This window comes from Mycobacterium hackensackense, from assembly GCF_025822555.1.
Taxonomy (GTDB): domain Bacteria; phylum Actinomycetota; class Actinomycetes; order Mycobacteriales; family Mycobacteriaceae; genus Mycobacterium; species Mycobacterium fluoranthenivorans.
The window spans coordinates 474,181-498,803 of sequence record NZ_JACKUC010000038.1; the positions used below are offsets into that span (position 1 = coordinate 474,181).

A 24,623-nucleotide genomic window follows, 5' to 3' on the forward strand; every position below is an offset into this window, starting at 1 on the left:
GCCTACGCGCCGTCATTCGCGCCCCAGATCGCGGTGCAGCACCCGCACCGTCAACTGCTCACCGCCCTGCAGCCGGCCGGCCAGGGCCTCCGCGATCGCCACGCTTCGGTGCTTGCCGCCGGTACAGCCGATGGCCACCGTCATATAGCGCTTTCCCTCCCGGCGATAACCGTCGATCACCACTCCCAGCAGCCGATGGTAGGTGTCCAGGAACTCCGCGGCGCCTTCTTGGCCCAGCACGTAGTCCCGTACCGCCGGGTGCTGGCCGGTGTGCGGGCGCAATTCGTCCACCCAGTGCGGGTTCGGGATGAACCGGACGTCCATCACGGTATCGGCATCCATGGGCAGGCCGTACTTGTAGCCGAACGACTCCACGGTGATGCTGGTGTGGGCGACGGTCTCCTCACCGAAGGCGCGTTCGATGCTCTCGCGCAGGGCCGGCACCGCCAGTGTCGAGGTGTCGATCACCAGGTCGGCGACCGCCCGTACCGACGCCAGCATCGTCCGCTCGGCGGTGATGCCCTCGGCCAGGGTCTGGTTTCCCTGAAGCGGGTGACTGCGCCGGTTCTGTTCGTAGCGGCGCACCAGCGTCTCGTCGGAGGCATCCATGAACAACACCCGTGGTGCGATACCCCGGGTGCCCAGTTCGGTGCGTACCGAGTCCAGATCGCCGGTGAAACCCTTCGACCGGACATCCATCACGACGGCCAGCCGGGTGATCCGCGATCCGGCGTCCAGCCCCAGATCGACCATTCGGGCGATCAGTTCCGGCGGCAGGTTGTCGGCCACATACCAACCGAGGTCCTCGAGCACCTTGGCGGTGGTACCGCGTCCCGCACCGGAGAGCCCGGTGACGAGGACGACCTCGATACCAGATTCGTCACTCATATATTGCTCAGTCACCCCGATGCCTGTTGATCTTGGTCTGTTCGATCATTGTCGAAAACTGCCGCTGGCGCGTCGGAATCGGCTTCGCCCGACCCCGCGGCACCCTCGCCGAGGGCGTCGAGGACGGCGCGCGCGGTGGCCAGCCCGATTCCGGGCACCGCGGTGATGTCCTCGATGCTGGCCGCCGACAGCCGCGACACGGACCCGAAATGGGTGACCAGTGCTTTGCGCCGGTGCTCACCCAGGCCGGGCACCGAGTCCAATGCCGACGCCGTCATCCGCTTGGACCGTTTGCTGCGGTGGAACGTGATGGCGAACCTGTGGGCCTCATCACGGATGCGCTGCAACAGATACAGCCCTTCGCTGCTGCGCGGGAAGATCACCGGGTCGTCCTGGAACGGCACCCACACCTCTTCGAGCCGTTTGGCCAGCCCGATGACGGCGACATCGGTGATACCGAGCTCGTCGAGCACCGTGGCGGCGGCGTTGACCTGGGGTGCGCCACCGTCGACGACGTAGAGGTTGGGCGGGTAGGCGAACTTGCGCGACTTGCCCTCGGCCACCATCGGCGCGTCGGCGTCGGCGACGTGCCGGGCGAACCGGCGCCGGGTCACCTCGGCGATGGAGGCCACATCATCGGAACGGCCCCCGCCCGCCGCCTCCCGGATCGAATAGTGCCGGTAATCCGATTTGCGCGGCAGCCCGTCCTCGAACACCACCAGCGAGGCCACCACATCGGTGCCCTGGACGTGGCTGATATCCACGCACTCGATGCGCAGCGGCGCGTCGGACAGCTCCAGCGCATCCTGAATGCTCTGCAGGGCTTCCGATCTCGCGTTGAAGTCGCCGGCACGTTTGAGCTTGTGTTGGGTCAGCGCCTCTCTCGCATTGCGGCCCACGGTCTCCGCGAGCGCCAACTTGGCACCGCGCACCGGGACCCGCAGCGCCACCCGTGATCCACGCAGACCCGAGAGCCAGTCGGCGAGTTCGTCGGCGTTGTCCGGAAGCACCGGCACCAGAACCTGTTTGGGCACCGGGTTGGTGGTCTCGTCCTGAGTGCCGGGGCCGTCTGCGCTGAGCTCGGCCTGATCGCCGTAGAACTGGGTGAGGAACTGCTCGACGAGGTATCCCTCACCGGACTGCCCGGGTTCACCCGTCTTCTCGACCACCCAGCCGCGCTGGCCGCGGACCCGGCCGCCGCGCACATGGAACACCTGTACCGCCGCTTCCAAGTCGTCGGCGGCGAAGGCCACCACGTCGGCGTCGGTACCGTCACCGAACACCACCGTCTGCTTCTCCAGCGCGCGTTTGAGCGCACCGATGTCATCGCGCAGCCGGGCCGCCCGCTCGAAATCGAGATCCTCTGCCGCGGCGGTCATCTGCCGCTCCATATCGCGCACCAGCCGGTCGGTCTTACCGGACAGGAAGTCGCAGAAGTCCAGCACGATCTGCCGGTGCTGTTCGGCGCTGACCCGCCCGACGCACGGCGCCGAGCATTTGTCGATGTAGCCCAGCAGGCACGGCCGGTCGATCTGGTTGTGCCGCTTGAATACTCCCGCCGAGCAGGTACGGGCCGGAAAAACCCGGGTGAGCAGGTCGACGGTCTCGCGGATGGCCCACGCATGTGAGTACGGGCCGAAGTAACGCACGCCCTTGCGGCGCGGGCCGCGGTAGACGAACAACCGCGGATACTCCTCGTTGAGGGTCACTGCCAGCACCGGGTAGGACTTGTCGTCCCGGTAGCGGATGTTGAACCGCGGGTCGAACTCCTTGATCCAGTTGTATTCCAACTGCAGCGCTTCGACCTCGGTGGACACCACGGTCCACTCGACGCTGCCCGCCGTCATCACCATCTGCCGGGTGCGTGGCGCCAGCCCGGCGATATCGGCGAAATACGAGTTCAGCCGGCTGCGCAGGCTCTTGGCCTTGCCGACGTAGATCACCCGGCCGTGCGGATCCCGGAATCGGTAGACACCGGGTTCCACCGGAATGGAACCCGGCGCTGGCCGGTACGTCGCTGGATCGGGCACGGGTCCAGGTTAGAGCGTGTCGATGTAGCCGCAGAACGCTGCGGCCTTGGCTTCGTAGTTGCGGTAGGTGTCGTAGCTGGCCGCGCCGGGTGACAGCAGCACGATGTCGATACCGCCGAGCCCGGCGGCAGCGGCGACGGCCGCCTCCAGGCTGTCCACCGGGTGCGTGCGATCGGCATGCTCCTGCGCGAACCGGGTCCCGATCAGCGCGCCGTTGGACGGCCCCTGGATCAGGGTCACCCGGCGGGCGCCGCTGCACAGGTAGTCATCGAGGCCCCGGTAGTCGAGCCCGCGGTCCATCCCGCCGACGATGAGGGCCACCGCCGCCCCGGCCGGCATGGCGCGCAGTGCGGCGACCACGCTTTCGCCGGTGGTCGCCAGCGTGTCGTCCACCCACCGGATCCCTCCGGTGGTGCGCACCGTCTGCAGCCGGTGCGGAAGGCCGGCGAAGGTGCCCGCGGCGTGATCGATCTCGGCGTCGGTGACCGGTCGCCCGAGCACCTCGGCGGCGGCCAGTGCGGCCAGTGCCGCGTTGGCGACATTGTGTTCATAGGACATCACGCCGCCGGACAGCGGAACCCGCGCCTCGCTGGGGTGCACCAACCGCACCGGCGGCAGGTCGGTGATCCCGATCCGGTCCAGTGCCGCCACCACCTCCGGTGTGGTGATCAGCACCCGGGCCCCGTGCTCGAAGATGCGCGCCTTGGCGGCGTAATAGTTCGGGATGTCGCCGTGAAAGTCCAGATGGTCCTGGTACAGGTTGGTGATCACCGCCACCGCGGGCGACGTGCGCAGCAGCGCGCACTGCTGGCTGGACAGTTCGGCGACCACCCACTGCCCGTCGTGCGGTGCCCGGTCCGGCGCCGTCAGATCCGACAACGGGGTGCCGATATTCCCCGCCGCCACGGCCGGAACCCCGAGTCCGGCGAGCAGATGCGCCAGGAACGCCGCCGTGGTGCTCTTGCCCTTGGTCCCGGTGACGCCGATGGTGCGCGCACCGTGCGCGGCCAGGTACCAGTCGGCCGCACTCGACACCGGCGGACCGCTGCGCCGCAGCTCTTCGAACAACGGATTCCGCCAGGGCACACCGGGGCTGACGAACACGATATCGGTCTCGCCCAGCAGCGGTACGGACTCCGCACCGTAATGCACGGACAGCCCGCCGATACCGGTGTCGACGGGCTCACCGGCGCGGTCGTCCACCGCGACGATGCGGGCGGCCCCGTGCGCGGCGGCGGTGCGGGCCATGGACAGGCCTTCTTTGCCGAGCCCCCAGATACCGACGACGCGACCCGTCAGATCAGTCATCGAGCAGCTTCGCATAGCGCGCCGGCACATGGTGCTCGACGGGCGCCGGGTCCGCCTCGGCGGCCGCGACGGTCTCCAATTCGGTACGGCGCGAGGCGAACCGGTCGACAAGGGTCAAGCCGGCCCAGGTGTCGTCGTCGAGCACGGCCAGCATCGATTCGGCGGCCTCGTAGTACTCCCCCACGCATTCGAACGGCTTGTGCACGCCGAGACCGAGGATATCGGCGAACCCGTCGTACTGGGCGTCGTCGTCGAACAGGTCGGCGCCGAAGATCTCCTCCAGGCGGGCCCGCCCCAGCCGGGGAGCCAGCAGCACGAAGACGAACTGACATTTCGGGCAGTGCCCACACCACGAGGTGGCCCGGCGCGCCGGATCCAGGGCGAACAGCCGGTTGCAACTGGTGAAGACATCGAAATACTCGGTGCAGGTGGCGAACCGGTCGGCGATCTCGGACTCGGAGAGCCCCCGCAGCAGCGAGAAGTACCTGTCCGGGTTCAGCCCGTAATGCGACAGCGTGTCCCGCAGCAGCGTCTCGTAGACGAGGCTCTTGGACCACTGGTGGTTGATATCGCGGCCCAGCCACTCGATGTTGCCCACATTGGAGGACCGCTCATTGGACAGCACCACCGGCCCGAAACCGTTGGCGTCGGCCACGATCAGACCGATCACACTGTTGATGGCCGTGACGGGCACGTGGCCGTTGTGGGCGCCGTTGGCGTTGGCCTCGATCAGCGCACGGTCGATTCTGCGCCGGACGTGCACGCTGTCCAGCCCGCTGACCTCGATACAGCGGTCGATGGGGTCATACCTGTTGACGCTGAACAGGACCGGCTTCACCCCGTGGCGCCGGAACGCCTCGATACTGACCACCGAGTCCTTGCCGCCGCCCACCGGTACCAGCGGCGTGCCCGCCGGATCCCAGGAGTCCGCCACATCCCCGGTGGCCGCGGTGGCCTCGGTGTCCGAGATATCCGGTCCGATGATCTCCGGGCTCAGCGCTCCCGGCAACTCGTTGCGATAGGCGAATTCACCCAACCCGCCCTCGACCAGAGTCCGAAGATAGTGCTTCTCGAATTCGCTTGTCGGAAAAGCGATCTCGATCCTAGGCGGGGCGGCGGCCTTGTAATAGCTCAGCGAACAGGTCAAGGCGAGCAGCCCGGTCAGCTTCGGATGCGGTGCCGCGCCCGCCAGACCGGCGCCGAAGTCGATCACCTCGGTGAAGCGGACCGGATCCGGGCCACGCAGGGTGTAGTGCAGATTCAGCACGCCGCCGGCACCGACGTCGTAGCCCTCGATCACCAGGGCGTCGAAGGATTCCGGGCGGAATGTGCTCACCATCGTAGCTCCCCGATCGAGGCGACAGGGTGGGTCTCGTATCGCGGGGACACCCACCACGCCCGCGTCACCGCGGCCGGTTCCAGCGGCACGTCGGTGAGTGTCGTCGACGTGTCGAGCAGTCCGGCGGCGCGCAGTCGGCCCAGCCGGGCGGCGCCGAGACCCACGCGGCCGCCCGGTGTATCGCACACCAGCGCGCCCAACAGCGGCACTCCGAGGTGACCGGAATCGGCGGGTACCGCGTCGGCGTGACCGGAGCCGGCGAGCTGACGCTCGGTGCGCAGCTGCGCGGCGCGGCTGGTGGTGCGGGCGGCCATCTGTCGCCAGGAGGGCATGGGGGGCGCCATCGCGCACCGCGCCAGGTGCACGGGCTCGGTGCGGACCGGGCTGATGGGCGTGCCACTGACGACGACGTGTGCGTCCACGACCACGACGGTGACGACAGCGGCCCGCGGACCGTGCCGGCGCTGCAGTTCATCGGTGAAATCGGTGAGGGCGCGCCGCAAGTGCGCGATGGTGGGCATCTCGATACCGAAGAAGTCCGCGGGTTCGGCGAGCCAGCGCCAGAGGGCTTCGGTGTCGGGCGCGCGGCCGGGCACCACCGGAAGGGTGACCGTGGGGTGGGTTCCGGGACCCGTGAGGAGCGCGGCTGCCGAGACGAGCGGGGTGGCGCTTTCGGATAGGCCGTCAGCCGAGGTTGATACGAACTCCAGAGTAGTCATCGACATGCCGATACTACCGCAGCGATCAGCGGCGATACTGGACGGCGTGAGGCGCGACGGCGGGACAGGCACACGCATGGGTGAGGCACGGGTGGCCCGGTTGACCGAGACCGATTGGCGCGCCTTCGCGGGTGTGCGCCTGCGCGCGCTCACCGACTCGCTGGGCTCCGACGATCCCCAGTTCCGCCAGGAGTCGACGTTCACCGCCGCCCAGTGGCGGCGGCGCCTGCGCGCGCACGCCCAGTTCGCCGTGGTGGTGGACCACCACCCGGTCGGCCTCATCGGCGCCCAGCGGCAGGGCTCCGAGGCCGTCTACCTCTACTCGCTGTGGCTGGACCCGGCGGCGCGCGGCCAGGGCCTGGGCCGGACCCTGGTCGCCGAGGCGGTGCGCTGGGCCCGCACCCAGCGGGTGCGCCACGTCACGCTGCGCGTCAACGTCGACAATGCCCGGGCGCGCGCCGTCTACGACAGTCTGGGCTTCGTCGTGAGCGGTGCCGGGGAGCTCGACGAGGTCACGATGTCGCTGGACGTGAGCTGAGATCGGGCCGGTAGCGCTCCAGCAGTGCCCGCAGCCGATCCATCGCGTCCACGGCACGTTCCTTGTCCACCGCCTGGATCGCCATCAGCGGGGTGTACTCGTCGTCGGCCAGATCCACCCGGGCCCACCTGGCCCCGGACGGGAACGAGACTCCCGCCACATCGCTCCACGGAATCAGCTTGTACCCGAGCAGGTTTCGCACCGAGATCCCGGACGCCCCGGCACGCAGCCGGGGCCGCGCGAACAACAGCACCACACCACCGAGCAGGACTCCGAGCACGCCCATCGCGACCTGGTCGGAGGTGCGGAACAGCACCCCGCTGGAGCCGATCTTGAGCAGGAAGCCCACCGTGATGTGCGCCGCGGCGATCAGGAATGCCGCCAGGTAGACGAAATACGGGGTCAGGTGCGGTGTGATGACCAGGTCCCAGGCCCCATCCGCCTCCGGCCGCTCGCTGGCGGCGGTCATGACCGGATGTCGCGCAACACCAATGCGGTCGACAGCGCGGCGGCCACGGCCTGCGCACCCTTGTCCTCACTGGAATTCGGCAGACCGGCCCGGTCCAGTGCCTGCGCCTCGGTGTTGGTGGTGAGCACGCCGTTGGCCACCGGGGTCGACTCGTCCAGCGACACCCGGGTCAGGCCCTGGGTTACCGCGTCACACACATAGTCGAAATGCGGTGTCTCGCCACGGATCACCACGCCGAGGGCGACCACGGCGTCGTACTTGACGGCGAGCGCCTGTGCCACCACCGGGATCTCGATCGCGCCGAGCACCCGCACGATCGTGGGATCCACGGCGCCCAGTTGCGCGGCGGCGCGAACCGCCCCGTCCAGCAACGCATCGCAGATGGTGGTGTGCCAGGTGCTGGCCACGATGGCCAGCGAGATGTCCGAGGCGTCGATATCGGGCAGATCGGGGACGCCGTGACCGCTCACAGGGCGCCACCGAATTCGCCGGGGGGCGACACTTCGTCGTAGTCCTCCAGGCCCACCAGGTCGTGGCCCATCCGGTCGCGTTTGGTCATCAGGTAGCGGATGTTCTCCGCGTTGGCGCGCACCGGCAGCGGCACCCGCTCGATGATGTGCAGGCCGTAGCCGTCCAGGCCCACCCGCTTGGCCGGGTTGTTGGTGAGCAGCCGCATGGAGCGCACCCCGAGGTCGACGAGGATCTGGGCGCCGATGCCGTAGTCGCGGGAATCGGCGGGCAGGCCGAGCTCCAGGTTGGCGTCCACGGTGTCGGCACCGGCATCCTGCAGCTGGTAGGCCTGCAGTTTGTGCAGCAGGCCGATACCGCGGCCCTCGTGGCCCCGCATGTAGAGCACGATGCCGCGGCCCTCTCGGGCCACCGTCGCCATGGCGGCGTCCAGCTGCGGGCCGCAGTCGCAGCGCCGGGAACCGAACACGTCGCCGGTCAGGCACTCCGAGTGCACCCGGACCAGCACGTCGTGGCCGTCGGATTCCGGTCCGGCGATATCGCCGAGCACCAGTGCGACGTGCTCGACGTCCTCGTAGATGCTGGTGTACCCGACGGCCCGGAACTCGCCGTGCCGGGTCGGGATGCGGGCCTCGGCGATCCGCTCGATGTGCTTCTCGTGCTTGCGGCGCCACTCGATGAGGTCCGCGATGGAGATCAGGGCCAGGTTGTGTTCGTCGGCGAAGATACGCAGCTCGTCGGTCTGGGCCATCTCGCCCTCGTCCTTCTGGCTGACGATCTCGCAGATCGCGCCGGCCGGCTGCAGACCGGCCAGCCGGGCCAGATCCACGGCGGCCTCGGTATGACCGGGGCGGCGCAACACGCCACCGTCCTTGGCCCGCAGCGGCACCACGTGACCGGGTTTGGTGAAATCGTCGGCGACCGCGGCCGGGTCGGCCAGCGCGCGCATGGTGGTGGCCCGGTCCGATGCCGAGATACCGGTGCCGACGCCCAGCTTGGCGTCCACGGTGACGGTGTAGGCCGTGCCGTGCTTGTCCTGGTTCACCGCATACATCGGCAGCAGGCCGAGGCGGTCACAGACCGCGCCGTCCAGCGGCACACACAGGTAACCCGAGGTATAGCGCACCATGAACGCCACCAGCTCCGGGGTGGCCTTCTCGGCGGCGAAGATCAGATCGCCCTCGTTTTCGCGGTCCTCGTCGTCGATGACCACGACGGCCTTGCCCGCCGCGATGTCGGCCACTGCCCGCTCGATCGAATCGAGCCTCGTCATCTGGTGCCACCTTCTAGCGTTCGCATTTCCACCTCAGTATGAACCACCGCCCTAGGACGTTTAATGCCCGCCGGTCCGTAGGGACCGGCGGGCATCAACGCGACTGCGAGCCTTACAAGCCTCTGTGGATCGTGTAGGTCTTGCTGGAGCTCGAAGGTGTGCTCGTGACCACGCCGTTGGTGGTGACGTAGTAGCCATCCGTCACCGTCAGCGTGACGGTGTTGCCGTCCTTGGTGCCGCTGGTGCTGAGGATCTGCGTGCCGGAGTTGTACGACGCGCTCCCGTTCTGCGGCTGCGCGGTGATGGTGTAGGTCAGCGAATCGTTGTCATCGTCCGAGCCGGATACCGAGGTGTAGTACCCGTACGTCCCCAGGAAGGAACTGCCCGACCACGAGACGCCGTTGCTCAGCGACGGCACGTCGTTGACCGCATAGATCGACACCGACACCGAGTACGTGGTGCTGCCACCGAACGCGTCGGTGGCCGTCGCCGAGAAGGAGTCCGCGACGGCAGTGCCCGAGGCACCGATCTTCGCCGCACCGTGGTAGTACGAGTACGACTTGTCGATCGTGTAGGAGAACGTGCCGTTGGAGTTGATCACCACGGTCCCACCGTTGGTCGTCGAGTACGACCCGGACGTGTAGGTGACCGCGTCGCTGTCGGAGTCGGTCGCCGTCAGCGTGCCCGTGGTGGTCTGCTTCAAGGTGCCGATCCCCAGCACCCGGTTGTCATCGAGGCTCGAGCTGGTGATGGTCGTGGTGCTGGCCGCCGGGTTGGCGTTGGACACCGTCGGCGCAACGCTCACCGTCGCGATGGTCACCGACTTGCCCGAGGCGTCGGTGGCCGTGATGGTGAACGAGTCATCCGGGGTCTGGGTGTGACCGGTCACCGTACGGGTGTAGGTGAACGTGCCGTCGGCGTTCTTGACCACCGACCCCTTCGTGCCCTGGCTGCCGACCGTGAACGTCAGCAGCGACGCGTCGTTGGCCGGAACGTTCAGCGTCACCTTGGTCACACCGGTCGAGGTATTGGTCACCGTGGCGGGTGACGGCGTGCTGAGCCCGCTGAGGCTGACGGTCGCCGTCGACGTTCCGCCGTGGCCGTCATCGACGAGCACCTGGAACGTGTCCGTCGTCTTACCCGCCGTCGGGACGTAGGTGAACGAGCTGCCGTTGATCTGGACGATGCCGCCGTTGCTGCCCTTCACCGACCCGTTGGTCGCACCGACCAGCGAGTAGGTCAGTGAGTCGCTGTCGTCATCGGAACCGCTGATGGTGCCACGCACCACCCCCAGTGCGTCGGTGCTCTTGCCGCCCACCGACACGCTCGAATCGGGGGTGTTGTTGAGCTTCTCGATCGGGATGGAGAAGCTCAACGTGTTCGAGCCGCCGAACTGATCGCTGGCGGCGATCGTGAACGTATCCCCTGGGGCACCCGGCACCGCCGCGTTGTGCCAGTAGGAATCCTCGCCACCGAAGATCGTGTTCTTGAGCTTCTTCGGGGAGCTGTAGGTGAACGTGCCGTCGGAGGAGACGGTCACCGACCCACCGTTGGCGGTGCCGTAGGTGCCGGCCGCGAAGGTGACGGCGTCGCCGTCGGCATCCGTCGCTTTGATGGTGCCCGTGGTGGTCTGCTGCCGGTTGATACCGATGTCCACCGTGTTCAACGACGACGTGCTGACCGTCACGCCGTTGGCCGTCGGCGCGCTGTTCGGAATCGACGGGGCCACATTGACGGTCGCTATCGTCACCGTCTTACCGTCGGCGGTGGTGCCGACGATGGTGAACGAGTCCGCCGGGGTGACGGTGTGACCCAGCCCCGCGGTACGGGTGTAGGTGTAGGTGCCGTCGGCATTGCGGACCACGGTGCCCTTGGTCCCCTGGCTTCCGACGCTGAAGGTCAGCAGGCCGGCGTCGGCCCCCGGCACGTTCAGCGTGACGTTCTGCACGCCGGAGGACGGGTTGGTGAGGGTGACCGGTGACGGGGTGGACAGGCCACTGAGGCTGACCGTCGCGGTCGACGTCCCGCCGTGCCCGTCGTCGACGAGCACCTGGAACGTATCGGTCGTCTTACCCGCCGTCGGAATGTAGGTGTAGGAGCTGCCCGACACCGTGATGATGCCGCCGTTGCTGCCCTTCACCGACCCGTTCGTCGCACCGACCAGGGTGTAGGTCAGTGAGTCGTCATCGTCGTCGGAACCGTTCAGGGTGCCGCGCACGACGCCCAGGGCATCGGTCGAGTTGTTCTTGGTCGGCACGCTCGCCGACGGGGCGCTGTTGAGCTGCTCGATGGGGATCGAGATGGTAAGGGTGCTGTGGGCGCCGAAGCTGTCGGTGACGGTGACGTTGAAGGTGTCGTTGAGCGCGTTACCCGTCGCCCCGTCAGCCGACGCACCGTGGTAGTAGCCGTAGGTCTTGCCGATCGTGTAGGTGAAGGTGCCGTCGTCCCGGAACGTCACCGTGCCACCGTTACTCGTGCCGATCAACTGGCTGCCCAGCACCCCACCCAAGACCGAGACGGCATCGCCATCGGCGTCGGCGGGGGTCACCTTGCCGTTGCTCGACTGCCAGTACACGCCGAGCACGTTGGTCACCGAGGAGCTGGTGATGGTGGTGGTGCCCGCGGTGGGTGCGGCGTTACCGATGATCGGGGTGACCGTGACGGTCCCGACCTTGATCTGCAGACCGTAGGCCGTGCCCATCACGTCGAAGGTGTCGTCGGTGCCACCGACATGGCCGGGTGCGGTACGCGTGTAGGTGTAACTGGTGCCGTTGAAGGTGACGGTGCCGTAGTCGGCGCCGCTGGCGGTGTAGTTGGTGAACAGCCCGTTGTTCGAGGCCGACCCCAGGCTCACCGAGCCGGTGGTGACACCCGCGGTGGTGTTGGTCTTGGTGATGTTCACGTTGTCCAGTGACGGGGTGGGGGCGATGATCGCGCCCAGGCCCACCAGCACATCGGTGGTGCCACCGTGACCGTCGCTGACCGTGACGCTGAACGAGTCGTAATAGCCCAGCGCCCCACCGAGTTTCGGGATGTAGGTGTAGCTGCCGTCGGAGTCCACATGGGCGATGCCGCCCGCGCCGGTGTACGAGGTGGAGGTATCCGCACCCGTCGCGCCCTTGATCGAGTAGCTCAGGGGATCACCGTCGACGTCGGTCACCAGGGTGATCTGCCCGCGGACGATGCCGTTGCTGTCGGCGATGATGTTGGACGCCACCCCACCGAACGGCGCGTGGTTCACCACGGTCGCCAGGTGAACCTGGAAGGTCGTGGTGTCGAAGGAGAGCACGTTGCCATCCGACGCCGTGAGCGTGACCAGATCGGTCAACCCGGACGACAGACGCGGGGTGTACGGCGTGTAGGTGAACGTGTAGGTGCCGTCGGCGGCCGGTGTCGTGTCGACGTGTATCGAACCGAGAAGTCCGACACCGGTGAAGGTGAGCGAGTCACCGTTGGGATCATGCGCCTTGAACGTGCCGGTCAGCACCCCGGTGTCGGTGTTGGAGTTGGTGACGGTCGGGGTGCTGTCGAACACCGGGGCCAGGTTCGTGGTCGGGATGGTGACCGTGACCAGCACATCGGTGGTCCCGCCGTGCAGATCGTCGACGGTGATGGTGAAGGAATCGGTCTTGGCGGCATCCGGGGCGCCCACCACGCTGGCTGCGGCACGGGCGTCCGCGTTCGCGAAGTAGGTGTAGTCACCGGTCAGTGCGCTGACGACGACGGTGCCCTTGCTGGTGGTGATCGCAATCGGCGAGTAGGAGTGCACGATGTCGTCGTCGGAATCGACGTTGATCTTGCCGGTCACCGTGCCCAGAAGGGTGCTGCTGCCGGTGTTCTCGTAGCTCGCGACGGGGACCTGGTTCACCGTGTTGGACAGGTGCACGGTGAAGGTCTCGGAGGCCGAGAGCAGACCCGGATCCCAGGCCGTGATGGTCACCAGGTCGGTGAGGTTCAAGCCCGCCGCGGCGTGCGGGAGGTACGGCGTGTAGGTGAACGTGTACCAGCCGTTCTCGTCCGGCGTCTCGGCGACGTCGACGGTGCCCAGCACCCCGAGTCCGGTGAAGCTGAGCGTGTCCCCGTCGGGGTCGTGCGCCTGGAACGTGCCGGTCAGCACACCGGTGGTGTGGTTGGTGTTGGTGATGCTCGGCGCGGTGTCGAAGACCGGGGCCTTGTTGCCGAGGATCGGGCTGCCGTCGTAGTGGAAGCTCACCTGGTATTCGACGTCGTTACCGTCGGGCGCGATCGGATGCGCGAGGGCGCCGAGGCCGTCGTTGATGGTCACCTTGAACGTGACGTCCGCACCGTTGACCAGACCGGTCGGTGACGGCACATAGGTGAAGGTGCCGTCCAGACCCATCACGATGAGTCCCTCACTGGGCTGCTGGTTGAGACCGACCGTGTAGATCAGCGGATCGCCGTCGGGATCGCTACTGGTGAGCTTGTACGTGCCCGGCAGCGGACCGGCGGAGATGATCGGCGTGCCGGGCAGGTGGTTGGTGGCCAGCCGCTCGTAGCGCGTGTAGGCCGCGGCCAGGAACAGGTAGACCGGCACGGTCAACGGCGTGGGTGCGCCGTTGAACAGGGTCGCCTGCAACAGGGTTTGCAGCGTGACCACGTATCCGGCGGCGACCTGCGAAGGGGCCAGGATCGGGTTGTCCGGGTAGGCCGGGAAGAACTTGTCGACGGCCTTCGCGAACTGCTCGATGAAGGCGGCGAACGGCCGGAACGCCGGGATGTCCGGCGGCGCCGGCACGAGGTCGGCCAGCGACGTGGCGGCCACCGCACCCGAGACCGGCGTGGCGGCGGCGCTGAACAACGAGGTCTTGGCGGCCGAGGTGCCGGAGCCGGATTCGGTCGCGGCCACCACCGGTGCGGCCACCCCTGGTGTGGTGTCCGACTTGGGAACGGTGGGCGTCTCGACGACCGGGGTGGTGACGACCGGTGTCTCGACGGTGGAGGTTTCCGTCGTGCTGGTTCCCGTGCCCGTCGTTCCCGTGGTCGCGGGGACCTCAGGGGTCTCGGTGGTGCCCGTGCTGGGGGTCGTGGTGCCCGTGCTGGGTGTCGAGGTGGACGTCGAGGAGGTCGAGGTCCCCGACGTCGAGGTGTGAGCACCGCCGGAGCTGCTCACCGTGGTGGTCGGCCCGCCGTTGGTGGACGTCGTGGTCGAGGAGCCGGTCGACCCGCTGGTGGTCGTCTCTTCTTTGGTGGTGCCGGTGGTGGTCGAGCCGGTGGTCGTGCTGCCGCCCGTGCTGCCACCGGTGGTGCCCGTGCTTCCGGTGGTCTCTTCCGTCGTGGAACCCGTGCCGGTGCTGGTCGTAGAACCCGTGCCGGTGGTGCCGGTGGTGCCGGTCGTCGAGCCGGTGCCGGTCGTCGAGCCGGTCGTGCCCGACGGGGAATCCCCGCTGGGGGCCTTGGCGTCGCCGGTGTCGGCGGAGGCGATCGCGGGAGCAGCGGCTGCGACGGAAAGTCCGAGAAATGCAGCGACTGCGAACTCGCTAGCACGCTTCCTCGTCTTCGCTGAACGCTTGCGATGTGTCGCCACCCGTGTTCCTTCCGGCCGCCCACCGTGAGGTCGCTTCGACAGCGGCATACCCAGCGGGTTCTTAATTGACTGCCGGGAAAGTTAACACGAGCGTCAATACAAAAACAGCTTTTCCTGAGAAAAACATGTGCCGCGTCGCGACACCCCGTCCTGCAACACGTTCTTGTTGCTGAAGTGACGAGTGTGTGTAAACCAGCAATGGGACGTGCCCGCCGCTATCGGGCCGACATCAGCCTCTCGACGTACTTCGCGATGACGTCGACTTCGAGATTCACCGGGGTGCCCACTGCCGCTCTGCCGAGCGTGGTCAATGCCAACGTGGTGGGGATGAGCGACACCTCGAACCAGTCCCCCGTCGCTTCGCTCGCCCCGGTGCCATTTCCCGTCGCTTCGCTCGCCCCGCTCCCGAGACCCGACACCGTCAGCGAGATTCCGTCGACCGTGATGGAGCCCTTCTCCACCACATACCGGGACAGTTCGGACGGCAGCGCGATGCGCACCACCTCCCAATGTTCGGACGGCGACCGCGAGATCACCCGGCCGGTGCCGTCGACATGGCCCTGCACGATATGGCCGCCGAGGCGGCTGTTGACGGCGGCGGCCCGCTCCAGGTTCACCTGACTCCCGACACCGATGGCGCCCAGGCTCGACCGGTTGAGGGTCTCGGCCATCACATCGGCGGTGAACGCGCCGTCGGGCCGCACCTCCACCACCGTCAGGCACACCCCGTTGACGGCGATCGAGTCACCGTGACCGGCATCGGAGGTCACCACCGGCCCCTTGATGACCAGACGAGCCGAATCGGCGAGGTTGTCGATATCGATGATCTCGCCGAGTTCCTCGACGATTCCGGTGAACATGGGTACCAGGTTAGTGGGATGTGATCGGTGTAGAGCCAGGCCATCCCGGCCGCACCTATACGATGCTGGGTATGCAGACGCGCCAACGCCGTGCCAGCCATTTCCGTTTCCTGATCCCCTTCCTGGCCGTAGTCCTGGCCGCGCTGGGACTCGTCGGGTGCTCGTCCTCACCGAAGGCCAACAACGCGCCACTCCCCGACGCCACGACGCTGCTGAAGCAGTCCGCCGACACCACTCGCGCCCAGACGAGCGCGCACGTGGTGCTGACGACGACCGGGGACATCAAGTCGCTCCCGATCACGATCCTCACCGGTGACATGACCCTCAAGCCCGCGGTCGCCGCGCAGGGCAAGGCCGACATCATGTTCCTCGGCCAGAAGCTGTCCGACGTCAAGTTCGTGGTGTCCGACGGAAACCTGTACGGGGCCATCACTGCCGGTGGCGCGATGGAGAACTTCGGGCCCGCCGCCGACATCTACGACATCTCGACGATCCTGAGCCCGGAGAACGGGTTGGCCAACATCCTGAGCAGCTTCACCGATGCCAAGGCCGAGGGCCGTGAGTCGGTCAACGGCGCCGACGCCGTGAAGATCACCGGGACCGTGCCCGCGGACGCCATGAACAAGATCGCTCCGGCACTGAAGGTCACCGGACCGATCCCCGGTACCGCCTGGATCCGCGAGGACGGCGACCACCAGCTGCAGCAGGTCAAGTTCGACATCGCCGAGGGCAAGAGCATTCAGATGACGCTGTCGGACTGGGGTAAGACCGTCACCGTCGACAAACCCGCCGCCTGATGCCGGCCCGCACCAACCGCAGCCTCGCGATCGGCGCGGGCGGCCTGGCGGTTCTGCTCGGAGCGCTCGACACCTACGTCGTCATCGCGGTGATCCGCGACATCATGGCGGCCCCACCCGCGGGTATCGGCATCCCGCTGAACCAGATTCAGCAGGTCACCCCGATCATCACCGGGTACCTGCTGGGCTATATCGCGGCGATGCCGCTGTTGGGCCGGGCCTCGGACCGGTTCGGCCGCAAGCTGCTGCTACAGGCCAGTCTGATCGGCTTCGCCGTCGGGTCGGTGGTCACCGCGCTGTCCACCGACCTGACCATGCTGGTCATCGGCCGGGTCATCCAGGGCACCGCCAGCGGCGCGCTGTTGCCGGTGACCCTCGCCCTGGCCGCCGATCTGTGGTCGGCCCGCAACCGGGCCACCGTGCTCGGCGGGATCGGCGCCGCCCAGGAACTGGGCAGCGTGCTCGGACCGCTCTACGGCCTGGCCGTGGTGTGGGCGCTGAGCACGTGGCGCGACGTGTTCTGGATCAACGTGCCCCTGGTCCTCATCGCGATGGTGCTGATCCAGTTCAGCTTGCCGTCGCGGGACCGCAGCAAAGAGCCCGAGAAGATCGACGTGGTCGGCGGCGTGCTGCTGGCCGTCGCGCTGGGCCTTGCCGTCGTCGGCATGTACAACCAGTCCCCCGACGGCAAGCAGGTGCTGCCCAGCTACGGGCCGCCCGTCCTGATCGCCGCCCTGGTGGTGGCCGTCGGCTTCTTCGTCTGGGAGAAGTTCGCCAAGACCCGGCTGATCGAACCCGCGGGAGTGCACTTCCGCCCGTTCCTGGCCGCCCTCGGCGCCTCGTTGTGCGCCGGCGCCGCCCTGATGGTCACGCTGGTCAACGTCGAACTGTTCGGCCAGGGTGTGCTGGGCAAGAGCCAGGACGAAGCGGTGTTCCTGCTGCTGTGGTTCCTCGGCGCCCTGCCCATCGGCGCCCTGATCGGCGGCTGGGTGGCCACCCGGATCGGCGACCGCTCGGTGGGGTTCGTCGGTCTGCTGATCGCCGCGTTCGCCTATTGGCTGGTGTCACATTGGGACACCAATGTGCTGTCCGCACATCATGATCTGGGCTTCGTCGCGCTCCCGACCTTCGGCACCGACCTGGCACTGGCCGGCCTCGGACTGGGCCTGGTGATCGGTCCGCTGACCTCGGCAACCCTGCGAGTGGTGCCCGCCGCCGAACACGGGATCGCCTCGGCGGCAGTGGTTGTCGCCCGGATGATCGGCATGCTCATCGGCATCGCCGCGCTGAGCGCCTGGGGCCTCTACAAGTTCAACCAGTACCTGCAGGAGCGACTGGCCGCGTTGCCGGCGCCGAAGGCCGATACGCCCGGCGGCATCCTCATCGCGCAGGGCGCGCGCCTGGGACAGGCGACCAGAGAGGCGTACACCATGCAGTACGCCAGCATCTTCCTGATCACCGCGGTGGTGTGTGTGGTGGGTGCCGCGTTCGCACTGTTCGTCAGCGGCCGCAACGAGCATGCCGATCAGGTCGAAACCGATTCGGAATCAAGCAAACCCGTGGCCGACGCGCCGCGGCACGCCAAGTAGGTCAGCAGCGCTCGACGCCGCGCCGCATGGCCTTGGGCTCGCGGCGCGGCGGTGCTGCCGGCGTGGTGGCACGGAGCGCGCCCGAAACGAATGACCGCACGGTGCGCTGGGCCAGCGGGGCGATACCGAGCCAGTCCTGCAGGGCAGTCATGGTCTCCGTCCTTGTTCACACTCTGGGCGTCTCGGCGATAACAGTGCTTTGCCAAAAGTGTACCGGCGTGCCGATTTTCACGGGGGCCGCGACCCGGCAACTGTGCCGTCGCTCACAAGGGAACGTCAGGAACCCTGGGGAACCAGGCTTAGTCGTACGTCGGGGCCGATCGTGTCGACGCCGTCGAACCGCCAGCGCTGGGCCCCCGCGATGCTGAGCACGCCGACATCGTCGACGGCGGTGATCGGTCCACCCAGCAGGATCGGCGCCACATAGGCCAGGATCCGGTCGATCACCCCGGCCCGCAGGAACGCCCCGGCCAGCGTCGGTCCGCCCTCGACCAGCACCGCGGTCCGGTCCGATAACGCCCGCATGACCTCGTGCGGATCACGGGTCCGGATCACCATGGTGTGCGAATCATCGTTGAGCACATTGGCTTCCGGTGAGATCTCACGCTCGCCGACCACCACACGCAGCGGCTGGCTCTCGGCCAGGGTGCCGTCGGGCAGCCGGGCGGTGAGGGTCGGATCGTCGATGTACACGGTGCCGGTGCCCACCACGATGGCGTCGACCGCCGCGCGGTGCCGGTGCACATCCAGTCGCGCGGCCGCACTGGTGATCCATTGGCTGCTGCCGTCGGCGGCCGCACTGCGCCCGTCCACGCTCGTCGCGAATTTCCATGTGACGTGCGGCATTCCGGTGCGCTGCTTGTGCAGCCACTCACGCAGCGGGCCGGCGGCGACCTCGGCCTCGTGCACACCGCCGACGACCTCGACACCGGCCGTACCGAGGCGCTGGGCACCACCGGCCGCCTCGGGGTTGGGATCGCCGACCGCGTACACCACCCGGGCCACACCGGAGGCCAGCAGAGCGTCCACGCACGGCGGGGTTCGCCCGTGGTGGTTGCACGGCTCGAGGGTGACCACCGCGGTACCGCCGCGGGCGCGCTCCCCCGCCCCTCGCAGCGCCACCACCTCCGCGTGCGCACCGCCTGGCGGTTCGGTGGCACCGATACCGGCCACCTGCCCGCCGGCGTCCAGGATCACCGCGCCCACAGGAGGATTCGGGTACGTGGTCCCCTTCACCTGCTCGGAGCACTCGATGGCCTGGCGCATGGCGGCCCCGAACGTCATAGGGTCAGATGGCCCGACGCCGCTGCCGCCTGGGCGCGCAACCGCCGCACCGCCTCCGCAGGATCGTCGGCGTTGTACACCGCCGAACCGGCCACGAAACAGTCCACGCCCGCCTCGGCGGCGGCCTCGATGGTGTCGGCGTTGATCCCGCCGTCGATCTCCACCACGATCCGCAGCTCCCCGGCATCCACGAGACGGCGCACGATGCCGACCTTGGCCAGTACCTCGGGGATGAAGCTCTGTCCACCGAAGCCCGGCTCGACCGACATCACCAGCAGCGTGTCGAAATCGCGCAGGATCTCCAGATAGGGGTCGATCGGGGTGCCCGGCTTCACGCTCAGTCCGGCCTTGGCGCCCGCCGCGCGGATATCCCGGGCCACCGCCACCGGATTGTCGGTCGCCTCGGCGTGGAAGGTGACGTTGTAGGCGCCCGCCTCGGCGTAGGGCGGGGCCCAGCGCTCGGGGTTCTCGATCATCAGATGGCAGTCCATCGGGATATCGGTCACCTTGAGCAGGCTCTCCACCACCGGAAGGCCCAGCGTCAGGTTCGGGACGAAATGGTTGTCCATCACATCGACGTGCAGCCAGTCCGCCCCGGCCACCGCGGCGACTTCGTCGGCCAGCCGGGCGAAATCGGCGGACAGAATGGACGGCGCGATGAGCGGGGCTGGGGCGAGCGACGCGACGGGAGAGGGGCCTGCCATGCCGGTTAGCGTACTGGTCAGGCTTCGTTCACCCGCAAGGCAGCCGCGAACATCGCGTCGGTGCCGTGCCGGTGCGGCCACAGCTGTACGTACGGCCCGTCACCCAAGCGGTCCACCCCTTCGAACAGTTCGCGGGTATCCAGCGCCTGCACGGGCCGGCGGCGCAGTGCGTCGGCGACCACGCCCACCGTTTCGGCCAGGTGCGGTGAGCAGGTGGCGTACAGCACCACCCCGCCCGGACGAGTCAAGGTGATCGCCGCGGCCAGCAGCTCCTTCTGCAGTTTGCCCAACGCAGGCACATCCCCGGGTTGACGGCGCCACCGCGCCTCGGGTCGGCGCCGCAGCGCCCCCAGCCCGGTGCATGGTGCGTCCACCAGCACGCGGTCGAAGCTGCCGGGTTCTAGCCCGGATTCGCGGCCGTCGACGCGCAGCACGCGCACGCCCAGGCCGACGGTGTTGTGCTCGACCAGCTCGGCGCGGTGCGGCGTGGGTTCGACCGCCGTCACCGTGGCATGGTCGCCCGCGAGGGCCGCGAGCAGTGCCGTCTTACCGCCGGGCCCGGAACACAGATCCAGCCAGCGGCCGTCGTCCTCGCCCTGTAGCGGGGCCAGGGTCAGCGCGCGGGCCACCAGCTGTGAGCCCTCGTCCTGGACCTGGGCGGCGCGGTCGCGCAGCGCCGTGAGCTCACCCGGGTCGCCGCCGGTCAGATACACCGCGTACGGCGAGTACCGGCCCACGGTGCCGTCCACCTGAGCCGCCAACTCGGCGGCGGTGAGCACCCCGGGCCGGGCCGCCAGGTGCACGACGGGTCGCGCATCGTCACTGGCCAGCAGCTCGTCCAGTTCCCCGGCGTCGGCGCCGAGCGCATCGACGAACGCCTGGGCCACCCAGCGGGGATGGGCGTGCACCAGGGCGGCGTGGCCCACTGGATCCGACGCCGCCGGCGGGGCGATCTCGGCCAACCAGGACTGCTCATCGCGTTCGGAGATGGTGCGCAGCACACCGTTGACGAAACCGGCTCGCGCCGTGTCGAATTCGATGCCGGCCTGATCGACGGTGGTGTCCAGCGCCGCATGCGCGTCAACCCGGGTGCGCAGCAGCTGATAGGTACCCAGGCGCAGCAGATCCAGCAGCACCGGGTCGATCTGGTCGACCGGCCGGGCCGCCGCGGCGGCGATCACGGCGTCGAGCAGACCGCGGGTCCGGCATGTGCCGTAGGTGAGTTCGGTGGCGAACGCCGCGTCACGGCCGGAGAGCCCGCGCTCACGCAGCAGGGCCGGCAGGGCGAGGTTGGCGTACGCGTCGCGCTCGCTGACCGCGCGCAGCACATCGAAGGCAGCCCGCCGGGCCGGGTCCAGCGGCTTGCGCGGCGGCCCCTTGCGTTGCTTGGGCTTGTTCTGGTCGTGGTACCGGCTCATTGTGCGCGCGTCTCCTCGTCGAGCCGGGCACCGCGTGCCCAGTCCGCAGCCTTCATCGGTTTCTTTCCGGGCGGCTGAATCCAGCTGAGCCGCAATGCCTGTGATCCGCTGCCCACCCACACATCGCGGCGGCCCACCTCGAACTGTCCGGGGGCCAGGGGCTCGCCCTGCCGGTCCTGGTCCACGGTCACCGGCCCGACCTTGAGCCGGGTGTCACCGATCGTGGTCCACGCGCCCGGATTGGGGGTCACGGCGCGGATCCGGCGGTCCACGACGTGGGCCGGCAGTTCCCAGCGCACCCGGGCCTCTTCGACGGTGATCTTGGGCGCCACGGTGATTCCGTCGGCCGGTTGCAGCTTGGGCACCAGCGTGGCGTCGGCGATCCCGTCCATGGTGGCTTCCAGCAGACCAGCGCCGGAGACGGCGAGACGGTCGAGCAGGTCGCCCGCCGTATCGGTCGGCCGGATGGTCTCGGTCACCACCCCGTACACAGGTCCGGAATCCAGTGCCGGTTCGATCAGGAACGTGGTGGCCCCGGTCAGCGTGTCGCCGGCGGCGATCGCGGCCTGCACCGGCGCCGCGCCGCGCCAGGCCGGCAGCAGGGAGAAGTGCAGATTGATCCAGCCGTGGGTGGGCACCGCGAGCAGTTCGTCGCGCAGCAGGGCACCGTAGGCCACGACCGCACACGCCTCCGGCGCGAATTCGGCCAGCTCCGAGACGAATTCAGCGCTGTTGGGCTTGGCCGGTTTGAGGACGGGGATGCCGTGTTCGGCCGCCAGTTGCGCCACCGGCGACGGCGCCGGGGTGCCGCGCCGCCCGGCCGCCGCGTCCGGGCGGGTCAGCACGGCGACCACCTCGTGACGAGGTGAGTCGATGAGCTTCCGCAGCGACGGTAGCGTGGGTTCCGGTGTACCGGCGAAGACGAGACGCACCGAGACAGTCTAGGGCCCGCTAGCGCGGCGCCTGATAGAACTCCCGCTCGCTCACCCCGGCCAGCGGCGCGACGAACATCCACGGCATGGTGGCGATGAGCCGATTCACGGTGGCCACCGCATCGTTGTAGTACTGCCGGGCGAAGGCCAGCTTGTTCTCGGTGTCGGTGAGATTGCGCTGCAGATCCAGGAAGTTGCTCGACGAGTTGAGCTGCGGGTAGCTCTGCCCCAGCGCGAGCACCTGACCGACTGCATCGTCCAGGTGCCGCTCGGCGGCGCTGCGCTGGGTCACCGAGGTTCCGGTGGTGGCCGCGGTCAGTTCGGCGCGCGCATCTGTCACGTGGTCGAGGATCGCCTTCTCGTGGGCGGCGAACGACCCGACGATGTGCACCAGGCTGGGGATCAGGGCGGCCCGCCGGGTCAACTCGACATCGATACCGGACAGTGCCTCGGCCACCCGGATATCCGCGCCGCGCAGCTTGTTGTAACCCGCCACGAATCCGATCAGCACCGCCACCGCGAGCAGCAGCACCAAGATCAGCAGGAATCTCACCATGTCTTCCTCACCACGAGCCTCCGCCACCTCCGCCGCCACCGCCGCCGCCACCCCCGCTGGAGCTGCTACTACTGCTACTGCTGCCACTCGAGGAGGACGATGACTGCGATGCGGTGTACGCACCGATCGACGAGGACAACGCCGATTCGAAACTGTCGAAATTCGGTCCCGACGAACCGGAGAACGATGCCGAATCACGCGTCGAATCCGAGGACGAGTGATACCAATCCGGCTGCGGGGCAACCGCTCCCGTCGCCGTCTGATACTTCTGCGCCCACAGCGCCGCGACTCCGGCGGCCACCGCGAACGGCACATAGGCGGTGTAGAGGTCCTTGCGGGCCGCGAAGTCGAAACGCGTCTCGGCCGAGTCCGTGGCCAGCAGGCGGTGAAAGCCACCGGCCTGCGACCACAGTTGACGCCCGGCCTCGGTGCGCCGGCTGCCGACACCGGCGGCCCACGAACGCACCGACAGCAGGAAGAACACCACGAACGGCAACGCCCACAGCGTGATCGGGAAACCCCACCGGAAGAAACCGCACACCATCAGGATCGCCGCGACCGCGTTGGCCGTGCGCACCCACAGTTCCTTCCGGCGTTTGACCACCAGACCGTCGTCGGTCGCCCATTCGCGGACGGCTTCGGTCATATCGGTCTTGGCCTTGGTGAGCTTCTTACCCGCCGTGGCCGTCTTCTTGGCCTCGAACTCGGTGCCCTGCCCGATGACTTTGAGCGCCGAACCGACCGCCACACTCACCTGATCCACGTCGGCCCACTCGGCGGGTTTGGCGATACCGGTGACATTCCACTGTTTCTTGTTGACCTGGCGCAGGTCCACCAGCTTGCGCTCGGCCAGATAGAACAGCGTCGCCGTCAGACCGTCTTTCGGGACGGCCTCGGTGCGGATGTATTCGCACTGCACCGGCCCCAGGCCGGGCGGGGGTGCGTACTGCAGCGGAAATCCCGGTGCGGGCTCCACCGTGGCGCGGTGGGCCCACACCGCGGCCGCACCGGCGAGCACCGACAACCCGATCAGTACGACCACGCGGACCGGCGACTGCCCGAGCACCCGGTCGTACTGATAGGGCCACAGCAGTTGGGTGCGCGCCGGGGTGGGCATGTCGATACCGGCACGCAGGGTGACCGGGGTGCGGGGCTGCAATCCGGTGGCCCGCAGCGTCACCGTGTCACCGCGCACCGTCAGATCGGTGCACTCGCGCCCGGTGCCGTAACCCACCGCGCACTGGGCACCGACGACCTTCGCCGGCAGCGTCACGGTGATGTTCACCCGGTGGATGATGTTGTTCCAGGACGGCGCGATCACGTTCCAGTAGAAGGCGGTCTCGGCCAGCGGCCGGCCGGTCGTCGACGCGAAACGCTTGTCCGCGCCCACCTTTCCCGGGTCCAGTACCCCGTCGATGTGGTAGCGGATCTCGAAGACATGCCTGCCCCAGTCCAGGGTGACGTCCGGCGAGCCGATCTTGGCCACCCGGAACCGCTCGCCGTCCTCCCACAGCATCCGGTAGGGCGCGGGCTCGCCGTCCATCAGGATCGACTCGATCTGCGGCACCTGGCGTACCCGGGGGCTGTTGGGGTTGGCGACGTCCCAGTAGCGGAAGATGCCGTGCCGGCCACTGGGGAACTCGCCGGTGATGGTCTCTACCGCTTCGAGCCGGCCGGCGGCGTCCACCGTGTAGGAGGCGGTGTAGTCGGCGATCTCCACCGGGTCGTCGACGGTGGTCGCCGAGCCCGCGCCGCCGCTGAAGATCACCGGCCACAGGAAGCCAAACGTGATGAGCACCAACAGGATCGACCATCGGAACAGTCGCCCCATACCCACCTCCTGTGCATTGGCTGTGCCCTACCTTATGTGGCGTGCGCCGTTTTGCCCATACAACCGGTTCTACCG

Annotated in this window: 22 protein-coding genes; 5 read left to right on the forward strand and 17 right to left on the reverse strand. The window is 68.2% G+C overall.

Annotation, left to right across the window (positions count from 1 at the left end; translation table 11 throughout):
- Positions 1 to 12: 12 nt before the first annotated feature.
- From rapZ to H7J86_RS30950, 5 genes are read right to left on the reverse strand one after another with little or no spacing between them, the layout of a single operon-like run.
- The gene (rapZ, locus tag H7J86_RS30930; protein WP_090358259.1) at positions 13 to 888 is read right to left on the reverse strand and encodes an RNase adapter RapZ; all 876 of its coding nucleotides are present in this window, start codon (positions 886 to 888) and stop codon (positions 13 to 15) included.
- Between the two features lie 11 nt (positions 889 to 899).
- Positions 900 to 2,918 (reverse strand): excinuclease ABC subunit UvrC, encoded by a 2,019-nt coding sequence (gene uvrC, locus H7J86_RS30935; RefSeq protein WP_267295605.1) that lies wholly within the window; start codon positions 2,916 to 2,918, stop codon positions 900 to 902.
- A 9-nt stretch (positions 2,919 to 2,927) separates the two neighbouring features.
- On the reverse strand, positions 2,928 to 4,226 hold the full coding sequence (locus H7J86_RS30940) for a Mur ligase family protein (protein ID WP_267295607.1): 1,299 nt from the start codon (positions 4,224 to 4,226) through the stop codon (positions 2,928 to 2,930).
- Positions 4,219 to 5,565, reverse strand: a complete 1,347-nt coding sequence (locus H7J86_RS30945; protein ID WP_267295608.1) for a MurL-like N-terminal domain-containing — start codon at positions 5,563 to 5,565, stop codon at positions 4,219 to 4,221. The genes H7J86_RS30940 and H7J86_RS30945 overlap by 8 nt, the downstream gene beginning before the upstream one ends.
- On the reverse strand, positions 5,559 to 6,284 hold the full coding sequence (locus H7J86_RS30950; RefSeq protein WP_267295610.1) for a hypothetical protein: 726 nt from the start codon (positions 6,282 to 6,284) through the stop codon (positions 5,559 to 5,561). Before H7J86_RS30950 ends, H7J86_RS30945 begins: the two co-directional genes overlap by 7 nt.
- Before the next feature lie 76 nt (positions 6,285 to 6,360).
- On the opposite strand from H7J86_RS30950, the gene H7J86_RS30955 reads away from it, so the two are divergent.
- The gene (locus tag H7J86_RS30955; RefSeq protein WP_090358067.1) at positions 6,361 to 6,822 is read left to right on the forward strand and encodes a GNAT family N-acetyltransferase; all 462 of its coding nucleotides are present in this window, start codon (positions 6,361 to 6,363) and stop codon (positions 6,820 to 6,822) included.
- Here H7J86_RS30955 and H7J86_RS30960 read toward each other — a convergent pair.
- The 4 genes from H7J86_RS30960 to H7J86_RS30975 form a co-directional block, all read right to left on the reverse strand.
- Positions 6,797 to 7,291, reverse strand: coding sequence for a PH domain-containing protein (locus H7J86_RS30960; RefSeq protein WP_187095366.1), 495 nt, complete (start codon positions 7,289 to 7,291; stop codon positions 6,797 to 6,799). The genes H7J86_RS30955 and H7J86_RS30960 overlap by 26 nt on opposite strands.
- Positions 7,288 to 7,761, reverse strand: a complete 474-nt coding sequence (gene ribH, locus H7J86_RS30965) for a 6,7-dimethyl-8-ribityllumazine synthase (protein ID WP_090358072.1) — start codon at positions 7,759 to 7,761, stop codon at positions 7,288 to 7,290. The genes H7J86_RS30960 and ribH overlap by 4 nt, the downstream gene beginning before the upstream one ends.
- Positions 7,758 to 9,032 carry a bifunctional 3,4-dihydroxy-2-butanone-4-phosphate synthase/GTP cyclohydrolase II gene (locus H7J86_RS30970; protein WP_090358074.1) on the reverse strand — a complete coding sequence of 425 codons (1,275 nt, stop codon included), beginning with the start codon at positions 9,030 to 9,032 and terminating at the stop codon, positions 7,758 to 7,760. The genes ribH and H7J86_RS30970 overlap by 4 nt, the downstream gene beginning before the upstream one ends.
- Before the next feature lie 112 nt (positions 9,033 to 9,144).
- The gene (locus H7J86_RS30975; RefSeq protein ID WP_267295612.1) at positions 9,145 to 13,815 is read right to left on the reverse strand and encodes a cadherin-like domain-containing protein; all 4,671 of its coding nucleotides are present in this window, start codon (positions 13,813 to 13,815) and stop codon (positions 9,145 to 9,147) included.
- Between H7J86_RS30975 and H7J86_RS33480 the strand changes: the two genes are divergently transcribed.
- Together H7J86_RS33480 and H7J86_RS33485 are read left to right on the forward strand one after the other, a co-directional pair.
- Positions 13,805 to 14,143, forward strand: coding sequence for a hypothetical protein (locus H7J86_RS33480; RefSeq protein WP_267295614.1), 339 nt, complete (start codon positions 13,805 to 13,807; stop codon positions 14,141 to 14,143). The two genes, H7J86_RS30975 and H7J86_RS33480, sit on opposite strands and share 11 nt — an antisense overlap.
- 21 nt (positions 14,144 to 14,164) lie before the next feature.
- Positions 14,165 to 14,605, forward strand: a complete 441-nt coding sequence (locus tag H7J86_RS33485) for a hypothetical protein (protein ID WP_267295616.1) — start codon at positions 14,165 to 14,167, stop codon at positions 14,603 to 14,605.
- A gap of 187 nt (positions 14,606 to 14,792) precedes the next feature.
- Here the strand turns inward: H7J86_RS33485 and H7J86_RS30990 are convergent, their stop codons facing one another.
- Positions 14,793 to 15,437, reverse strand: coding sequence for a riboflavin synthase (locus tag H7J86_RS30990; RefSeq protein ID WP_267295618.1), 645 nt, complete (start codon positions 15,435 to 15,437; stop codon positions 14,793 to 14,795).
- A gap of 71 nt (positions 15,438 to 15,508) precedes the next feature.
- Here H7J86_RS30990 and H7J86_RS30995 point away from each other — a divergent pair, with 71 nt between their 5' ends.
- Both H7J86_RS30995 and H7J86_RS31000 read left to right on the forward strand, forming a co-directional pair.
- Positions 15,509 to 16,234, forward strand: coding sequence for an LppX_LprAFG lipoprotein (locus H7J86_RS30995; protein WP_090358261.1), 726 nt, complete (start codon positions 15,509 to 15,511; stop codon positions 16,232 to 16,234).
- Positions 16,234 to 17,823 (forward strand): MFS transporter, encoded by a 1,590-nt coding sequence (locus tag H7J86_RS31000; RefSeq protein WP_267295620.1) that lies wholly within the window; start codon positions 16,234 to 16,236, stop codon positions 17,821 to 17,823. Before H7J86_RS30995 ends, H7J86_RS31000 begins: the two co-directional genes overlap by 1 nt.
- A gap of 1 nt (position 17,824) precedes the next feature.
- Here the strand turns inward: H7J86_RS31000 and H7J86_RS31005 are convergent, their stop codons facing one another.
- The 7 genes from H7J86_RS31005 to H7J86_RS31035 all read right to left on the reverse strand — a co-directional run bounded on the left by H7J86_RS31005 (position 17,825) and on the right by H7J86_RS31035 (position 24,548).
- Positions 17,825 to 17,974, reverse strand: a complete 150-nt coding sequence (locus H7J86_RS31005) for a hypothetical protein (protein ID WP_170847259.1) — start codon at positions 17,972 to 17,974, stop codon at positions 17,825 to 17,827.
- Positions 17,975 to 18,099: 125 nt separating this feature from the next.
- The gene (gene ribD, locus H7J86_RS31010; protein WP_267295622.1) at positions 18,100 to 19,107 is read right to left on the reverse strand and encodes a bifunctional diaminohydroxyphosphoribosylaminopyrimidine deaminase/5-amino-6-(5-phosphoribosylamino)uracil reductase RibD; all 1,008 of its coding nucleotides are present in this window, start codon (positions 19,105 to 19,107) and stop codon (positions 18,100 to 18,102) included.
- A complete protein-coding gene (gene rpe / locus H7J86_RS31015) occupies positions 19,104 to 19,811 on the reverse strand; it encodes a ribulose-phosphate 3-epimerase (protein ID WP_090358087.1) in 708 nt (235 codons plus the stop codon). Before rpe ends, ribD begins: the two co-directional genes overlap by 4 nt.
- A 17-nt stretch (positions 19,812 to 19,828) precedes the next feature.
- Complete coding sequence (locus tag H7J86_RS31020) at positions 19,829 to 21,229, reverse strand: RsmB/NOP family class I SAM-dependent RNA methyltransferase (protein ID WP_267295624.1); 1,401 nt, start codon at positions 21,227 to 21,229, stop codon at positions 19,829 to 19,831.
- On the reverse strand, positions 21,226 to 22,161 hold the full coding sequence (gene fmt / locus H7J86_RS31025) for a methionyl-tRNA formyltransferase (protein WP_267295626.1): 936 nt from the start codon (positions 22,159 to 22,161) through the stop codon (positions 21,226 to 21,228). The genes H7J86_RS31020 and fmt overlap by 4 nt, the downstream gene beginning before the upstream one ends.
- 19 nt (positions 22,162 to 22,180) lie before the next feature.
- The gene (locus H7J86_RS31030; RefSeq protein WP_267295628.1) at positions 22,181 to 22,717 is read right to left on the reverse strand and encodes a LemA family protein; all 537 of its coding nucleotides are present in this window, start codon (positions 22,715 to 22,717) and stop codon (positions 22,181 to 22,183) included.
- Positions 22,718 to 22,724: 7 nt separating this feature from the next.
- Entirely contained in the window at positions 22,725 to 24,548 is a 1,824-nt protein-coding gene (locus tag H7J86_RS31035; protein WP_267295631.1) for a DUF2207 domain-containing protein, read from the reverse strand.
- Between the last annotated feature and the right edge of the window lie 75 nt (positions 24,549 to 24,623).

Excerpts from the sequence above, each read along its gene's own strand:
- rapZ (WP_090358259.1), bottom strand. The coding sequence starts at position 888 with ATGAGTGACGAATCTGGTATCGAGGTCGTCCTCGTCACCGGGCTCTCC.
- H7J86_RS30940 (WP_267295607.1), bottom strand. The coding sequence starts at position 4,226 with ATGACTGATCTGACGGGTCGCGTCGTCGGTATCTGGGGGCTCGGCAAA.
- H7J86_RS30945 (WP_267295608.1), bottom strand. The coding sequence starts at position 5,565 with ATGGTGAGCACATTCCGCCCGGAATCCTTCGACGCCCTGGTGATCGAG.
- H7J86_RS30950 (WP_267295610.1), bottom strand. The coding sequence starts at position 6,284 with ATGACTACTCTGGAGTTCGTATCAACCTCGGCTGACGGCCTATCCGAA.
- H7J86_RS30955 (WP_090358067.1), top strand. The coding sequence starts at position 6,361 with ATGGGTGAGGCACGGGTGGCCCGGTTGACCGAGACCGATTGGCGCGCC.
- H7J86_RS30960 (WP_187095366.1), bottom strand. The coding sequence starts at position 7,291 with ATGACCGCCGCCAGCGAGCGGCCGGAGGCGGATGGGGCCTGGGACCTG.
- H7J86_RS30970 (WP_090358074.1), bottom strand. The coding sequence starts at position 9,032 with ATGACGAGGCTCGATTCGATCGAGCGGGCAGTGGCCGACATCGCGGCG.
- H7J86_RS30990 (WP_267295618.1), bottom strand. The coding sequence starts at position 15,437 with ATGTTCACCGGAATCGTCGAGGAACTCGGCGAGATCATCGATATCGAC.
- H7J86_RS30995 (WP_090358261.1), top strand. The coding sequence starts at position 15,509 with ATGCAGACGCGCCAACGCCGTGCCAGCCATTTCCGTTTCCTGATCCCC.
- H7J86_RS31000 (WP_267295620.1), top strand. The coding sequence starts at position 16,234 with ATGCCGGCCCGCACCAACCGCAGCCTCGCGATCGGCGCGGGCGGCCTG.
- H7J86_RS31005 (WP_170847259.1), bottom strand. The coding sequence starts at position 17,974 with ATGACTGCCCTGCAGGACTGGCTCGGTATCGCCCCGCTGGCCCAGCGC.
- ribD (WP_267295622.1), bottom strand. The coding sequence starts at position 19,107 with ATGACGTTCGGGGCCGCCATGCGCCAGGCCATCGAGTGCTCCGAGCAG.
- rpe (WP_090358087.1), bottom strand. The coding sequence starts at position 19,811 with ATGGCAGGCCCCTCTCCCGTCGCGTCGCTCGCCCCAGCCCCGCTCATC.
- H7J86_RS31020 (WP_267295624.1), bottom strand. The coding sequence starts at position 21,229 with ATGAGCCGGTACCACGACCAGAACAAGCCCAAGCAACGCAAGGGGCCG.
- H7J86_RS31030 (WP_267295628.1), bottom strand. The coding sequence starts at position 22,717 with ATGGTGAGATTCCTGCTGATCTTGGTGCTGCTGCTCGCGGTGGCGGTG.
- H7J86_RS31035 (WP_267295631.1), bottom strand. The coding sequence starts at position 24,548 with ATGGGGCGACTGTTCCGATGGTCGATCCTGTTGGTGCTCATCACGTTT.